We start from the raw sequence: 14869 nt of genomic DNA, 5'->3' as shown, positions 1-14869 counted from the left end.
TCGTTGAACGTCATTCCGACCAGCGGGAGGAATCTCGCGTGCAATGCTAGCTCTAATCATCGAAGATTAGCACTACAACTTCAGCACGCGAGATTCCTCCCGCTGGTCGGAATGACGTTCTATATATTTCAACCTAGGTTCGTAAACTGTATAAAATGGCAAGAGACAATACGCGTCGACGTTTTCTGAAAATGGCAGGTCAGGGCTTGTTAGCCGCGCCCGTCGCTTCTTCTCTTATTAGTTGCAGCACAGCTGCTTCCGCGACGAAGGCGCAAGCCGACACCAGCAAAACAGCCAACCTAGGTACGCCCAAAATCACGCTGAACGTGCGCGACTTTGGCGCTACCGGCAACGGCTCCACCAAAGACACGGTGGCCATTCAGCAGGCGCTGGATCGGTGCTGGGTGCTGGGTGGGGGCGAGGTGGTGGTGCCGGCCGGTAATTACCTTACCGGTGCTATTGCCCTGAAATCGAATACCATTCTGCGCTTCGAGAAAGACGCGGTGCTGCTCGGCTCGCCCGATTTCGCCGATTATCCGGTGATGCAGGTGCGCTGGGAAGGCAAGTGGATTCCGGGGCACGTCGGGCTGATTTACGCGGTGGAAGCCAACAACATTGGCGTGGTTGGGCCGGGCAAGATCATGGGCCACCACGACCTAGGTGGTCGGCCCACGGCTGAAAAGCCGTTGCGCCATCCGGCGCTTATTGAGCCGATCGGCTGCAACACTATGCGTTTCGAGGATTTCTCGACCGACTATTTCCGCATGTGGTGCCTGCACCCGACTTACTGCGAAAACATTGTTATTAAGAACCTTATCATCCGCAGCACCGGCGGCAACGGCGACGGTATCGACATCGATTCGTGCAAGCACGTGCGCATCGAGGGCTGCGACATCAACACCGGCGACGACTGCATCTCGCTGAAATCGGGGCGCGGCATGGAAGGCTACTCGCTGCTGCACACCACCGAAGATGTGCACATCAGCAACTGCACCTTTGCCGATTCCATTTTTGCCTGCATCGGGATTGGCAGCGAAACCTCGGGCGGCATTCGCAATGTGCGCATCGAGCATTGCAAATTCACCTTTGCCCAAACGCACGCCATTTACATCAAAACCCGGCCCGGCCGGGGCGCTTTCATTGAGGATATTATTGTTGATGATATTGACGTGGCGGGCACCGTGGCGGGTTTTCTGCGCTTGAACATGCTTGGCAGCGGCCTCCAGGATCAGAACCCCGTGCCCGGCGACGAAGGCATTCCGACGGTCCGGAACTGGCAGTTTTCCAACATTCGCGTGAAAGACGTGCCGGTGCTGATAGACGGCACGGCCGTGCACCCGAACAAGCCGCTGGATGGTTTTTCCTTCATCAACGTAACCGGCACGTGCGCCAAAGGAATTTCCCTGGCCAACATCAAAAAGGCCAAGCTCCGCGACATAAAAGTGACCGGCTACACCGGTCCGCTGCTGAGCATCAGCAACGTGACCGGCTCCGGCCTGGAAGGCGCCACCACCATCGACCCGCCCAAGCTCCCTGACCCCGTCCCGACGCCCACGCAGCCTTACAGGCTAGGCTAAATGTGGCAAGAATTGCGGACAGTGCTAAACGCTTCGGGGAATATACAGCGTCATAAAAACGCAGAAAGAGACAATGCCTAGGTACCTATTTATTCTGCTTACGCTTTTCGTTGGCGGAGCTTTCGGCGCAACTGCCAAAATGCCCGCCAAGCGCCAACTAGTAGTAGCTCAGAATGGCTCCGGCGATTTCCGTACGATTCAGGGGGCGATTAATAGTCTGCCGAAAGGTGCCGTGCAGCTGCCCGTCGTATTCATTAAAAACGGCACGTACCGCGAGAAAGTAACCATCGACGGCAAGCCGGGACTGGTGCTGCGCGGGCAGAGCGAAAAAGGCGTTATCATCACGATTTCGCAGGCCAATGCCTACTTCCGCTGCGATGCTGCCAGTGCGGGTCGTTGGGATGTCGCCACGCTGAACCTGCGCGATAGTCCGGGCATGACGCTGGAGCAAATAACCGTTGTGAACAGCTACGGCGCCGACCACCCGAACGGCGAGACCCTGGCTTGCCCGAACAGCCCCGGCGGTAAAATCACCATCAACAGCGCTGACCACCAGATGGCCTTGTACACGGGCCTGAACACCACGCGCTTAGTCGTGCGGCACTGCACGTTTCGCACCCTCGGCAACGACACGGTGAGCCCCTGGGACAAGGAAGATGGCCTGTATTATTTCGCCGACTGCACGATGGAAGGCTCCGTGGATTTTTATTGCCCCCGCGGCTGGGCTTACGCGGAAAACTGCCGCTTTATCTGCCACAACCTGAACGCCGCTATCTGGCACGATGGCTCGATGAACAAGGACGCCAAAACCGTCCTGAAGAACTGCACTTTCATCGGCGACAAAGGCTGGAAGCTAGGTCGCTACCACCACGACTCGCAGTTTTACTTAATCAACTGCCGCTTCGACCAGAACATGGCCGACGCGGATATCTACCCCGCCCCGTCGGGCGATTCGGCGCCGATGTGGGGCCGGCGCGTGTACTACGCCAACTGCCACCGCGAAGGCGGCGACTACGCCTGGCTGCGCGATAACCTGGCTTCTGCCGCCAACGCGCCCACCCCGCAGCAAATTACCGCCAACTGGACCTTCGGCGGCCGTTGGAACGTGGACCCGAAAGCGCCGAAGCTGCCCGAACCTAGGTCCGTGGCGAAAGACAGCACGGCCGAGCGCATGCTGTTTTATCAGCGCCTTGATGGTGGCTGGCCGAAAGCCATTGGCGAGCACCACGTAGACTACAACCAGCCGCTGAGTACTGTGCAGAAAGCCACGCTCACCGACGATGCCGGCCGCAACGATGCCACCATCGACAACAACGCCACGACCCGCGAAATCACTTATTTGCTGCACGCTTTCACCACCACGAGCAACCCGGCGTACCGCAAGGCCGCCGAAAAAGGCATCAGCTACCTGCTGAAAATGCAGTACCCGAACGGCGGCTTTCCGCAGTTTTACCCCGACCTCAGCGGCTACCACCACCAGATTACCTACAACGACGACGCCATGATTCGGGTGTTGCGACTGCTGCGCGCCATCACAGAGCGCAAAGGCGACTACGCCAGTGTCGATCAGAATCTGCGCCTGAAAGCCCAGCAAGCCGTGGAGCGCGGCATCGACTGCATCCTGAAAACGCAGTATGTGCAGCATGGCAAGCTCACGGCCTGGTGCGCGCAATACGACGAGAAAACCCTACAGCCCGCCAAGGCCCGTAACTTCGAGCTTCCCTCACTCAGCGGCAGCGAAACGGTGGGCATTGTGGAGTTCTTGATGCAAATCGACAATCCGTCGCCGGAGATTAAAAAGTCAATCGACAGCGCCGTGGCCTGGCTGCAAGAGGTGAAAATGCCTGGCTACACCATCAAAACCATCAAAGACCCAAAGCAGCCGAAAGGCTTTGATCGGGTAATCGAGCCGGAACCTAGCTCTACCATCTGGGCGCGCTTTTACGACCTGGAAACGAACAAGCCGATTTACGTGGGCCGCAACAGCGAGAAGAAAAACTCGCTGGCCGAAATCGAGTACGAGCGCCGCACGGGCTACGGCTACGCGGGCACCTGGCCCGAAACGCTGCTGACGAAAGAGTATCCGGCGTGGCGGCAGAAGTGGGAGAAGTAGCGCGGACTCTGTAGTCCGCGCGTCGCAGAACGACTGTAGCGCGAAGCTCCTGCTTCGCGTCTCGTTGAACGACTCGTACCTAGGTTGTCGTGTTAGCTTCATTGTTCAACGATGCGCGAAGCAGGAGCTTCGCGCTACAATTCATGACAGTACAGTAGACTTAGGCTGGGAAAGAAACTTTACTTAGCGCCTGTTGCTGGTTGGCGTGCGGAATTTCCGAAGCGCTAGCCAGCCCAAACGTACATCCTAGTCCTTCGTCTTCATGTTTAGCTTACAAGGAAAGACCGCCGTAATTACCGGCGGTGGTAGTGGCATTGGGCGCGCCATTTCGCGGCTATTTGCCCGGCAGGGCGCCACGGTGCACATCGTGGAATTAAACCCGGATGCGGCGGCGCAGGTCGTGGGCGAGATTGAGCAGGAGGGAGGCAAGGCGCAGGTACACCAGGCGAATGTTGCTGAGCAGCAACAGGTACTGCACGTATTTGAGCAGATCGGTAAGCTGGATATTCTCGTCAACAACGCTGGTATTGCGCACGTCGGCAACGTGGAAAACACCAGCGAGGCCGACTTTGAGCGTGTGTACAGCGTGAACGTGAAAGGCGCTTACAACTGCCTCTACGCCGCCGTGCCGCACCTGAAAGCGCAGGGCGGCGGAACCATCGTCAACCTGGCTTCCATTGCCGCGCACGTCGGCATCACCGACCGCTTTGCGTATTCCATGAGCAAAGGCGCCATTTTCGCCATGACGCTGTCCATCGCCCGCGACTACCTGGGTGACAAAATCCGGTGCAACAGCATCTCGCCGGCCCGCGTGCACACGCCCTTCGTGGATGGCTTTATTGCCAAAAACTACGCCGGCCGCGAAGAAGAAATCTTCGATAAGCTCTCGAAAAGTCAGCCGATTGGCCGCATGGGTACGCCCGAAGAAGTAGCAAACCTAGCCCTGTTCCTGTGCTCCGACGAAGCCGGCTTCATCACCGGCTGCGACTACCCGGTAGACGGCGGCTTTATCAAGCTGAATAATTGAATTAGTGCTTGGTGTCTAGTGCCTAGTGCTTGGTTTTTGTCGCCTGTCATCCTGAGTGCAGCGCAGCGGAGTGAAGGACCTCCCTCTCTTACGCGAAAAGCTCTTTTTAAAGCTCAAAGCCCTCTTTCATAGCTGCACCAAAGCTAGCTTGAGAGCTTAGCGAAGGGTGCTGGGCATTTAATAAGATTTGTCGTTAATCCGAGGAAGGTCCTTCGCAAGCTCAGGATGACAGACGACAGACATTCCTCATCATCTCTCCTGTTAGTAAACATGAAATTAATCCGCTACGGCCAGCCTGGCCAGGAAAAACCCGGTGTCATTCTGCACAACCAGAAATACGATGTAAGCGCGTTTGGCGAAGACTACACTGAGGCGTTTTTTGCCGATAATGGCTTGGCCCGGCTCGAAGCATTCGTGGCCGCCAGCAAAGAAAAACTACCGAGCATTTCCGACGCTGAGCGGCTGGGTGCGCCCATTGCGCGGCCTTCTAAAATCGTGTGCGTGGGCCTGAACTACGCCGACCACGCCAAGGAAACCGGCGCCACGCCGCCCGCCGAGCCGGTGCTGTTCTTCAAGTCGACTACCGCGCTGGTGGGCCCGGATGATGCTATCATCATCCCCAAAAACTCGACGAAAACCGACTGGGAAGTAGAACTGGCCGTGATTATCGGCAGAAAAGCGTCCTACGTGGAAGAGGCCGACGCGCTGAGCTACGTGGCCGGCTACGCCCTGCACAACGACGTATCGGAGCGCGAGTTTCAGCTGGAGCGCAGCGGCACCTGGGATAAGGGTAAGGGCTGCGACACCTTCGCGCCGGTGGGCCCGTTTCTGGCCACGCCCGACGAGCTAGGTGACCTTGACAACCTGCGCCTCTGGCTGTCGGTAAACGGGCAGATGATGCAGGACGGCACCACCGCCAACCTGATTTTCAAGGTGCCTTTTCTGATTTCCTACATCAGCCAATTCATGACCCTGCTGCCCGGCGACATCATCTCGACCGGCACGCCGGCCGGCGTGGGGCTAGGTTTTAAGCCGCCCGTGTACCTGAAGCCCGGCGACGTGGTGGAGCTAGGTATCGACGGCCTGGGTACCTCACGCCAAGAGCTGAAAGCCTACACGAAGTAGCGCTGAGCTCCGGCTCGGCGCACGAGCAAAGCGAGTTCCTACGCGTCTACCAATCGTCAGCTTACCCCTGATACTCGCTTCGCTCGTGCGCCGAGCCGGAGCTCAGCGCTACACTCTTACGATGAACCCTAAAATTGATTCTCACCAGCACTTCTGGCAGTTCGACCCCGTGCGCGACAGCTGGATTACGGACGACATGGCCGCAATTCGTCGCGACCGGCTGCCGCCGGACCTAGGTCCGATTTTGCAGCGCCACGGCTTTGCCGGCTCTGTGGTGGTGCAGTCGGATCAGTCGGAAGCAGAAAACGACTTTCAACTACAAAATGCTGATAACTATAGCTTTATCAAAGGCGTAGTTGGCTGGATTGATCTGCGGGCTGCGAACATCACGGAGCGCCTGGGTTATTACCGGCAGTTTGAAAAGCTGAAAGGCTTTCGGCATGTGTTGCAGGGCGAGGCCGACCGGGCGCTCATGCTCACGCCCGATTTCAAGCGCGGCATTGAGGCGTTGCGGGAGTTCGGCTACACCTACGACATCCTCATCTTTCCCGATCAGCTTCGCTACGCCACCGAGCTGGTAGCCGGCTTTCCCGATCAGCCCTTTGTGCTCGACCACATTGCCAAGCCTTACATCAAAGATCAAAAGATAGAAGGCTGGGAACAGGATATTCAGGCTCTGGCAACCCACGAAAACGTGTGGTGCAAAGTATCAGGCATGGTAACGGAGGCCGACTGGCAGCACTGGCAACCGCAAGACTTTCGACCTTACCTGGATGTCGTATTTGAGGCATTTGGAACGAACCGAGTCATGTTTGGTTCCGACTGGCCCGTGTGCGAAGTGGCCGGCGGCTACGACCGAATGCTAGGTCTGGTGCAGGATTACCTGGCTGGCTTCTCCGTCGCGGAGCAAGCACAATTTTGGGGCGGCAACGCTACTTCCTTTTATAAGCTGTAAAAAGAATGGATTTACAACTGCGTGATAAAGTGATTATTGTCACTGGCGGGGCCAAGGGCATTGGGGAAGGAATCAGCCGGGTGCTGGCCCGCGAAGGCGCTATTCCGGTGATTGTCGGCCGCAAGGAGCAAGACAACCAGGATGCGGTAGCGGCTATCGAAGCCACGGGCGGCATGGCCTGGCAAGTGGCCGCCGAGCTAGCTGACCCTGCGGCCTGCGAGCAAGCCGTGGCAGCCGTCGTGGCCCGGTTCGGCCGCATCGACGGCCTGGTGAACAATGCCGGCGTAAACGACGGAGTGGGTCTGGAAAATGGTGATTATGAGCGCTTCATGGCGAGTCTGCACAAGAACGTGGTGCATTACTACCTCATGGCCCACCACGCCTTGCCCGAGCTGAAAAAGAGCAAAGGGGCCATCCTCAACATCACCTCCAAGACCGCCGAAACCGGCCAGGGCAACACCTCCGCCTACGCCGCCGCCAACGGTGGCCGCAACGCCCTCACCCGCGAGTGGGCCGTGGAGCTGCTCAAATACGGCATCCGCGTGAATGCCATCGTGGTGGCCGAGTGTTGGACACCCGCCTACGAAACCTGGATTCAAACCTTGCCCAACCCGGAGGAGAAGCTGCGCGAAATCACGAGCAAAATTCCGCTGGAAAACCGCATGACCACGGCCGAGGAAATTGCTAACACCACGGCCTTTCTGCTGTCGGCGTGCTCCAGCCACACCACCGGCCAGATCGTCCACGTTGATGGCGGCTACGTGCACCTCGACCGCGCTCTGGCTAATGCGTAGGAACGCGCCACGGCGCGTTCAACCGTTGAACGGAGCGGCTGCGATAGTATAACTGCTTACCTATTAACCTTTAGCGCAAAATAGCGCGGACATCGAACGCGCCGTGGCGCGTTCCTACACGCTTAATAGAATGAATACATTAGTTTGCGAACAGCCCGGCCAGTTCGCCTACACCGAACGGGAAACGCCAGTGGCGCCGGAGGGCTATAGCCTCCTGAAAATCAAGCGCATTGGCATCTGCGGTACCGATTTGCACGCTTACGAAGGCACGCAGCCGTTCTTTGCTTATCCGCGCGTGCTGGGGCATGAGTTGGCCGGTGAAGTGGCCGATGCAGGTGCGGCGGAAGGTTTCACTGTGGGCGAGGCCGTCACGTTTATCCCGTATTTCAACTGCGGCACTTGCATTGCATGCCGCTCGGGTCTGCCGAATTGCTGCACGCAGATCAACGTGTGCGGCGTCCACATCGATGGCGGCATGGCCGAGTACCTCGCCGTACCTTCCTATTCGCTGGTGCACGGCGCAGGGCTGAGCTACGACGAGCTAGCCCTGGTCGAGCCGCTGGCGATTGGCGCCCACGGCGTGCGGCGTGCCAACGTACGACCGGGCGAGTACGTGCTGGTGGTAGGTGCAGGCCCTATTGGCCTAGGTATCATGGAGTTTGCGCGCATTGCCGGCGCCCACGTCATTGCCATGGATATCAACGAGCAACGCCTGGCTTTTTGCAAAGAGAAGCTAGGTGTGGCGCACACCGTAAACGCCTTATCATCAGATGTAACCGAGCAGCTCCGGCAAATCACCAGCGGCGACATGCCCACGGTAGTCATTGATGCGACCGGCAGCCAGCGGGCCATCAACAACGGCTTTCAGTACCTGGCGCACGGTGGGCGCTACGTGCTGGTGGGTTTGCAGAAAGGCGAAATCAGCTTCTCGCACCCCGAGTTTCACAAGCGCGAAGCCACCCTGATGAGCAGCCGCAACGCCACCCGCGAGGATTTTGAGCACGTCATTGCTTCCATGAAAGCCGGGCAGGTTGACCCCACTACCTACATCACGCACCGCGTGCAGTTTGAGCAGGTGCAGCAGGAGTTTGCGAGTTGGCTTGATCCCGCCACGGGCGTTATCAAGGCTATGGTAGAGTTGGAGTAGAAAGCTAGGTGCTATAAACAGCAGAACGTCATGCTGAGCTTGTCGAAGCATCTCTACCGCAGTAGTAACCTTATCAACAAAGATTACCATTGCACGCGAGATGCTTCGACAAGCTCAGCATGACGTTCTTTATTATCTATGCTTGCAAAACCTAGGTCTGAACTCCGGGAACGTTTGCGTAAATATTATTGCCGGGTAGCGCATTTCACGCTTAAAATGCACCGTCCTTCGCTGTGTTCCCCCTCAATCTTACTCGCATGTCCAACCGTTTTTTGACGAGTGTCGCTGCCCTGGGTTTGCTGCTGCTGACGGCGTTTACCGCGCCGCCCAATAAGATTACCGTGTACCTGATCGGCGACTCCACGATGTCGATAAAAGAGGTGAAGAATTACCCCGAAACGGGCTGGGGGATGCCCTTCGCCATCTTTTTTGACGAAACCGTAACGGTCGACAACCGTGCCCAGAACGGCCGCAGCACCAAGAGCTTCGTGGCGGAAAACCGCTGGCAGCCAGTTGCCAGCGCGCTCAAGCCAGGCGACTACGTGTTCATCCAGTTTGGTCACAACGACGAGGTGCCCACCAAGAAAACCTACACGCCCGAAGCCGACTACAAGAACTACCTCATTCGCTTCATCAACGAAACGCGCGCCAGGAAAGCCACGCCGGTGCTCATCACGCCCGTGGCCCGCCGCAAGTTCGACGCAACGGGCAAGGTCGAAGGAACGCACGAAGTGTACTCCGAAATCGTGCGCAAAACCGCGCAGGAGCAAAAAGTAGCTCTCATCGACCTAGATCGGGAAAGTCAGGCGCTGTTGCAGCAATACGGCGTCGAAAACTCGAAGCTGCTGTTCAATCAGCTGGTGCCCGGCGAGCACCCCAACTACCCGGAAGGCAAGGAAGATAACACGCACTTCAACGAGCTAGGTGCCCGTAAAATGGCGCAGATCGTGCTGGCGGATATTCGCGCCTTGAAGCTAGACCTAGCCAGCCACATTGTGCAGCGTCAAGCCGCGAAGGTGGTAGATGCGCAGGCGAAGTAGTTGCCAGCCAACACGCCAGAAAGTCATTCCGACCAGCGGGAGGAATCTCGCGTGCAGTGGTAATCTCAATCATCAGGAAGTTACTTTGGCACGCGAAATTCCTCCCGCTGGTCGGAATGACTTTCTTCTTTATTTGCTATGAAAATGCTTTCCTCTTTCCTCAAAAAAGCCTGGCCGCTCAGCCTCTTGCTGCTGCTGGCTTTTGCCGGCCCTGGCCCCAAAAAGATCAAGCTCTACCTGATCGGCGACTCGACGATGGCCAACAAGGTCAGGCAGACTTTCCCGGAAACGGGTTGGGGCATGCCGCTGGTCACCTTCTTCGATTCGACAGTGGTGGTGGATAACCGGGCGCAGAACGGCCGCAGCACGCGCACGTTTCTAGCCGAAAACCGCTGGCAGCCCGTTGTGGATGCGTTGCAGGAAGGCGACTACGTGTTCATCCAATTTGGCCACAACGACGAAGCTGAGAACTACCCCGACCGCTACACACCGCCGGAAGATTACCGCAAAAACCTCATTAAGTTCGTGACCGAGACGCAGCGCAAAAAGGCGAACCCGGTGCTGCTCACGCCCATCACGCGACGCAAGTTCGATAAGGATGGCCGCCAGCAGGAAACACACGTAGCCTACTCGCGCGTGACCAGCGAAGTGGCTAAACAGTACAAAGTGCCGCTCATCGACCTCGATAAAATGAGCCGTGAACTGGTGCAGCAGTTTGGCGTCGAAAACTCGAAGTTGCTGTATTTGCAGCTAGCCCCCGGCGACCACCCCAACTATCCGTACGGCCGGGAAGACAACACGCACTTCACCGAGCTAGGTGCCCGCAAAATGGCGCAGCTGGCCGTGAACGAGATTAAAGCCCAACACTTGCCGTTGGCTGAGCGTTTTGCCAAGCCGCTGCCCAAAAACGCCGTGCCGCCCACCAAAGGCAAAGACGCCCAACCCACCACCCCATGAAGAAATTGCTTGCTCTTTTGTGCCTTAGCTGGCTGCTGATTGGCCGCGCCTTTGCCTATGATTTTGTTGTGGCTCAGGACGGCAGCGGCAACTACCGAACCGTGCAGGAAGCCTTCAACGCCGTGCCCGATTTTCGGAAGAAAGTCACGACTATCTTCATCAAAAAAGGCGTGTATAAGGAAAAATTGGTGCTGGCTGGCTCCAAAAACCTGGTAAAAATCATTGGCGAAGACCTAGCTCAAACCATCCTCACCTACGACGACTACAACCAGAAGAAGAACATCTTCGGGGAGGACAAGGGTACCTCGGGCTCGTCGAGCATTTACATCTACGGTGGCGATTTTTCGGCCGAGAATATCACGTTTCAGAACTCCTCGGGGCCGGTCGGGCAGGCGGTGGCCGTGTGGGTGGCCGGCGACAAAGCTAGGTTTCGGAACTGCCGCTTCCTGGGTTTTCAGGATACGTTGTACACGTATGGCTACGGCAGCCGCCAGTATTATAAAGACTGCTACATCGAAGGTACCGTAGATTTTATCTTCGGCTCCAGCACGGCATGGTTTGAGGACTGCACGATTTTCTGTAAGAAGAACGGCTACGTCACGGCGGCTTCTACGCCCGACAGCACGCGCTACGGCTATGTGTTCAAGAACTGCAAAATCACGGGCGACGCGCCAGCGGGTAGCTTCTACCTAGGTCGGCCCTGGCGACCCTATGCCAAAACCGTGTACCTCAACTGCGACCTAGGTCCGCAGATCAAGCCCGAAGGCTGGGACCATTGGGGCAACGAAAGCAACAAGAAAACCGCCTACTACGCCGAGTATCAGAACAAAGGCAAAGGCTTTCAGCCAAAGCAGCGCGTGCCTTGGTCGCACCAGCTCACCGACGAAGAAGCCAAGCAATACACCCGCGACAAAGTGCTGCGCAACTGGAACCCCACCCAAGACTAATGGCCCTGCGAAACTTCCTCTTAGCTAGCTCCCTTGTACTTGTTGCGCCGCAACTATACGCCCAGGTAACTACGTCCGTACCCGCTGCAAAGCCGACTACACCGCCTCCCCAAGTCACGCGCATGACGGTGGCGCCCGACGGCTCGGGCGATTACAAAACCATTCAGGAGGCGGTGAATGCCTCGCGCGACTTGTCGCAGGTTACCGTGACCATCTTTATTAAGAACGGCACGTACCACGAAAAGCTGGTGGTGCCCGCCCACAAAACGCACGTTACGCTACTCGGGGAGAGTCGCGACGGGGTTATCATCACCTACGGCGACCACACCGGCGACGCGGAGAAGCACAACACCTACAGCTCGCACACGGTGCTGGTGCAGGCCAACGATTTCACGGCCGAGAACATCACCTTCGAAAATTCCGCCGGCCCGGTGGGGCAAGCCGTGGCGCTGCACGTGGAAGGCGACCGGGCGACGTTCCGCAACTGTCGGATGCTGGGCAACCAGGATACGCTCTTTATGGCCGTGGAGAACAGCCGGCAGTATTACCAGAACTGCTACATTGAAGGCACCACGGATTTCCTGTTCGGCACTGCAACGGTCGTGTTCGACGGCTGTGAATTACACAGCAAGCGCAACTCCTACATCACGGCGGCCAGCACCACGCAGCGCCAGAAATACGGCTACGTGTTCTTCAACTGCAAGCTCACCGCCGATGCCGAGGCGCAGAAAGTGTACCTAGGTCGGCCCTGGCGCCCGAATGCCAAAACGGTGTTTATCAACACGGAAATGGGCGCACACATCACGGCCGCGGGCTGGGACAACTGGCGCAACCCCGAGAACGAGAAAACCGCCTATTACGCGGAATATAACTCCACTGGCCCCGGTGCAAACCCAAAGGGTCGGGTGGCGTGGTCGCACCAGCTCACGGCCAAAGAAGCAAAGCAATACACGCTCAAAAACATCTTTGCCGGCGCAGAAGCCTGGGAGCCGGCGAAGAAATAACCTAGGTCTGGTGTGAGAGAAAAAGCCGCTGCGCCGAGTTAGTTGTCCTGCAACAGTAGATTTGTATTATGTTCTTCAGGTTAATTACTGCGGCGGGTTTTGGTTGGCTAGGGCTAGGTTTGGTGGCTTGCCAGCAAGCGGATTCGACCGAAAAGTCAGTTGTTACTGCCCCCGCCACCCAGACCATGTGCTACGCGCCAGACTCAAAGCTAGGTCAGCAAACCGCAAGCAAACCGCTAGCTGCTGACAAGATGAAGTCGGAGCCGCCAAAAGGTCCAAAGCCAGCCGGTATGGCCTGGATTCCGGCCGGGCAGTACCAGATGGGTACCAACGACGAACAGAGTTTCCCGAACGAGCGGCCTGCCCACGACGTGCGCTTGGCGGGTTTTTGGATGGATGAGCACGAAGTGACAAATGCGGAGTTTGCCCGCTTTGTGGCCGCCACTGGTTACAAAACCACCGCCGAACGTCCCGTTGATTGGGAGCAGCTCAAAACGCAACTGCCGCCCGGCACGCCCAAACCTCCCGAAGCAAACCTAGCTCCTGGCGCCATGGTATTTACGCCGCCAAGCCAGCCAGTGCCGCTCGACGACTACACCGTGTGGTGGCATTGGGTGCCTGGCGCGAGCTGGCGTCACCCCGAAGGACCAGGCAGCACGCTGAAAGGCCGCGAGAATCATCCGGTGGTGCAGGTATCGTGGGACGATGCCACCGCGTATGCCCGCTGGGCTGGCAAGCGCCTGCCCACCGAAGCCGAATGGGAGTGGGCCGCCCGTGGTGGCCTGGCGGCCAAGCGCTTCACCTGGGGCGACGCGCCGCCGACTGAAAAGCAAGCCAACATCTGGCAGGGCAACTTTCCCAATCAAAATACTAAAGCCGACGGCTACGTCGGCACGGCGCCCATCAAGTCGTTTGCCGCCAATAATTATGGCCTCTATGACATGGCCGGAAACGTGTGGGAGTGGTGCGCCGACTGGTACCGCGCCGACGAGCACATCAAGCTCGCGAGTCTAGGCCAGTGCGAAAACCCTGATGGGCCTAAGGCTAGCTTCGACCCCGACGAGCCGACCATCCCGAAGCGTGTAACCAAAGGCGGCTCTTTTCTCTGCCACGTGAGTTACTGCGAAAGCTACCGTCCCAGCGCCCGCCGCGGCACGGCCTTCGATTCGGGCATGTCGCACGTCGGGTTTCGGTGCGTGCGGTAGGAACGCGCTATGGCGCGTTTGAAAGCCAGACAAAAAGCGTTTGGGAGCCTAGCTTAGCGCTTCGGTAATTTCTTGCCATCCAACTCTGTAACCGTGAAAAATGGCGTTTTGCTTTGACCAGCAACCGGCCAAAGATCGAAATAGAATGAGTACTTGCCGGATAGTATCCCTATGCCGGGTTGATACCGGAACTCCTCGGCGCCTGTGCAGGTGATTCCAGCGTCCGATATCATGTAAGAGGGCTCCCAAAACTCGTACGTCTGGCCTACATGCTTGCCTAAAAACAGCTTATGACCTCCGTACGTTTCCCAGAAGGTTAGTTTGACTTGGGCACTTCCTGTAGTTGGTCTGTTCACCTGTACAAACTTCATAAACTCTGCTTCGGTAAAAAGAGGAGCAGCTATATTAATCATCAGGCCATCGTTCTGATAAGGCTTGGCAAGCGGCTGATTGTGCACAAGGAAGTATTCGGTCAGAACGGTGTTGCGGCACGTCCAATAGCGGCCATTTCGGAAGACGATGGGCACCACATCATCCCTTCTGAGCTTGCATGGGTAAAAGCCAGGGCGTTTTTTATACGCTGCAATTCTGTCGCAGGCGTTCTGAAACAACGCAGTTGGAGCTAGCTTCCGTTGCTTACCTAGGGTATCAGGATTGATGGGTACCCACGCAATTTCACCCGTTTGTAGATCAGGTAAAACGCCAAGCGTTATCAAAATCTGATCCTTGGGCTGATACGTGGCGCCGAAACGCTCGCCTTGTAGCTGCTGAATCTGGCTAGTCGGCAGCAACACGTTAAGCAACTCAAGGCGGTAGTGCTTGCCGTTGGTGGTTCGCTCCGTTACGACGTGATGCACGGCGGCCGGCCCCTGATTCAACAACACGTACTGACGCGGAAATGTCGGGTACGTTTGCCCATAGCTTGCCGGTAAGCAGCAGACCAGAAGCAAGCCGAGCAAAACATACCGCATTCCTAAT

The 14869-nt window shown here is 57.3% G+C and carries 13 protein-coding genes; 12 read left to right on the top strand and 1 reads right to left on the bottom strand.

The features are described 5' to 3' along the window. Positions 1-155 precede the first annotated feature (155 nt). From IEX74_RS13985 to IEX74_RS13930, 12 genes are all read left to right on the top strand, one after another. Positions 156-1577, top strand: a complete 1422-nt coding sequence (locus tag IEX74_RS13985; RefSeq protein ID WP_188814636.1) for a glycoside hydrolase family 28 protein — start codon at positions 156-158, stop codon at positions 1575-1577. 73 nt (positions 1578-1650) lie between these two features. After that, a complete protein-coding gene (gene pelA, locus IEX74_RS13980) occupies positions 1651-3690 on the top strand; it encodes a pectate lyase (RefSeq protein ID WP_188814635.1) in 2040 nt (679 codons plus the stop codon). 262 nt (positions 3691-3952) lie between these two features. Continuing rightward, positions 3953-4717, top strand: coding sequence for an SDR family NAD(P)-dependent oxidoreductase (locus tag IEX74_RS13975; protein ID WP_188814634.1), 765 nt, complete (start codon positions 3953-3955; stop codon positions 4715-4717). Positions 4718-4987: 270 nt separating this feature from the next. Further along, positions 4988-5842, top strand: a complete 855-nt coding sequence (locus IEX74_RS13970; protein WP_188814633.1) for a fumarylacetoacetate hydrolase family protein — start codon at positions 4988-4990, stop codon at positions 5840-5842. Between the two features lie 121 nt (positions 5843-5963). Beyond that, positions 5964-6797 (top strand): amidohydrolase family protein, encoded by an 834-nt coding sequence (locus IEX74_RS13965; protein ID WP_188814632.1) that lies wholly within the window; start codon positions 5964-5966, stop codon positions 6795-6797. Between the two features lie 5 nt (positions 6798-6802). Beyond that, a complete protein-coding gene (locus IEX74_RS13960) occupies positions 6803-7591 on the top strand; it encodes an SDR family oxidoreductase (protein ID WP_188814631.1) in 789 nt (262 codons plus the stop codon). Positions 7592-7721: 130 nt separating this feature from the next. Next, complete coding sequence (locus tag IEX74_RS13955) at positions 7722-8738, top strand: zinc-binding alcohol dehydrogenase family protein (RefSeq protein ID WP_188814630.1); 1017 nt, start codon at positions 7722-7724, stop codon at positions 8736-8738. A gap of 257 nt (positions 8739-8995) precedes the next feature. Further along, a complete protein-coding gene (locus IEX74_RS13950; RefSeq protein WP_188814629.1) occupies positions 8996-9778 on the top strand; it encodes a rhamnogalacturonan acetylesterase in 783 nt (260 codons plus the stop codon). A gap of 138 nt (positions 9779-9916) precedes the next feature. Then, positions 9917-10735: a rhamnogalacturonan acetylesterase gene (locus IEX74_RS13945; RefSeq protein WP_229755297.1), complete on the top strand. Its 819-nt coding sequence runs from the start codon at positions 9917-9919 to the stop codon at positions 10733-10735. Continuing rightward, the gene (locus tag IEX74_RS13940; RefSeq protein WP_188814628.1) at positions 10732-11682 is read left to right on the top strand and encodes a pectinesterase family protein; all 951 of its coding nucleotides are present in this window, start codon (positions 10732-10734) and stop codon (positions 11680-11682) included. Before IEX74_RS13945 ends, IEX74_RS13940 begins: the two co-directional genes overlap by 4 nt. Continuing rightward, entirely contained in the window at positions 11682-12686 is a 1005-nt protein-coding gene (locus IEX74_RS13935) for a pectinesterase family protein (RefSeq protein WP_188814627.1), read from the top strand. Before IEX74_RS13940 ends, IEX74_RS13935 begins: the two co-directional genes overlap by 1 nt. Before the next feature lie 68 nt (positions 12687-12754). Then, positions 12755-13891 carry a formylglycine-generating enzyme family protein gene (locus IEX74_RS13930; protein ID WP_229755296.1) on the top strand — a complete coding sequence of 379 codons (1137 nt, stop codon included), beginning with the start codon at positions 12755-12757 and terminating at the stop codon, positions 13889-13891. Positions 13892-13944: 53 nt separating this feature from the next. Here the strand turns inward: IEX74_RS13930 and IEX74_RS13925 are convergent, their stop codons facing one another. Continuing rightward, positions 13945-14862 (bottom strand): hypothetical protein, encoded by a 918-nt coding sequence (locus IEX74_RS13925; protein WP_188814626.1) that lies wholly within the window; start codon positions 14860-14862, stop codon positions 13945-13947. Positions 14863-14869: the final 7 nt, after the last annotated feature.

This window comes from Hymenobacter cavernae (assembly GCF_014641455.1).
Taxonomy (GTDB): Bacteria; Bacteroidota; Bacteroidia; order Cytophagales; family Hymenobacteraceae; genus Hymenobacter; species Hymenobacter cavernae.
The sequence above is the reverse complement of the archived record's forward strand: the minus strand, read 5'-3'. Positions and strand labels throughout refer to the sequence as shown.

Bases quoted from the DNA above. Each gene is read 5' to 3' on its own strand.
- IEX74_RS13985 (WP_188814636.1), top strand. From the start codon at position 156: ATGGCAAGAGACAATACGCGTCGACGTTTTCTGAAAATGGCAGGTCAG.
- pelA (WP_188814635.1), top strand. From the start codon at position 1,651: ATGCCTAGGTACCTATTTATTCTGCTTACGCTTTTCGTTGGCGGAGCT.
- IEX74_RS13975 (WP_188814634.1), top strand. From the start codon at position 3,953: ATGTTTAGCTTACAAGGAAAGACCGCCGTAATTACCGGCGGTGGTAGT.
- IEX74_RS13970 (WP_188814633.1), top strand. From the start codon at position 4,988: ATGAAATTAATCCGCTACGGCCAGCCTGGCCAGGAAAAACCCGGTGTC.
- IEX74_RS13965 (WP_188814632.1), top strand. From the start codon at position 5,964: ATGAACCCTAAAATTGATTCTCACCAGCACTTCTGGCAGTTCGACCCC.
- IEX74_RS13960 (WP_188814631.1), top strand. From the start codon at position 6,803: ATGGATTTACAACTGCGTGATAAAGTGATTATTGTCACTGGCGGGGCC.
- IEX74_RS13955 (WP_188814630.1), top strand. From the start codon at position 7,722: ATGAATACATTAGTTTGCGAACAGCCCGGCCAGTTCGCCTACACCGAA.
- IEX74_RS13950 (WP_188814629.1), top strand. From the start codon at position 8,996: ATGTCCAACCGTTTTTTGACGAGTGTCGCTGCCCTGGGTTTGCTGCTG.
- IEX74_RS13945 (WP_229755297.1), top strand. From the start codon at position 9,917: ATGAAAATGCTTTCCTCTTTCCTCAAAAAAGCCTGGCCGCTCAGCCTC.
- IEX74_RS13940 (WP_188814628.1), top strand. From the start codon at position 10,732: ATGAAGAAATTGCTTGCTCTTTTGTGCCTTAGCTGGCTGCTGATTGGC.
- IEX74_RS13935 (WP_188814627.1), top strand. From the start codon at position 11,682: ATGGCCCTGCGAAACTTCCTCTTAGCTAGCTCCCTTGTACTTGTTGCG.
- IEX74_RS13930 (WP_229755296.1), top strand. From the start codon at position 12,755: ATGTTCTTCAGGTTAATTACTGCGGCGGGTTTTGGTTGGCTAGGGCTA.
- IEX74_RS13925 (WP_188814626.1), bottom strand. From the start codon at position 14,862: ATGCGGTATGTTTTGCTCGGCTTGCTTCTGGTCTGCTGCTTACCGGCA.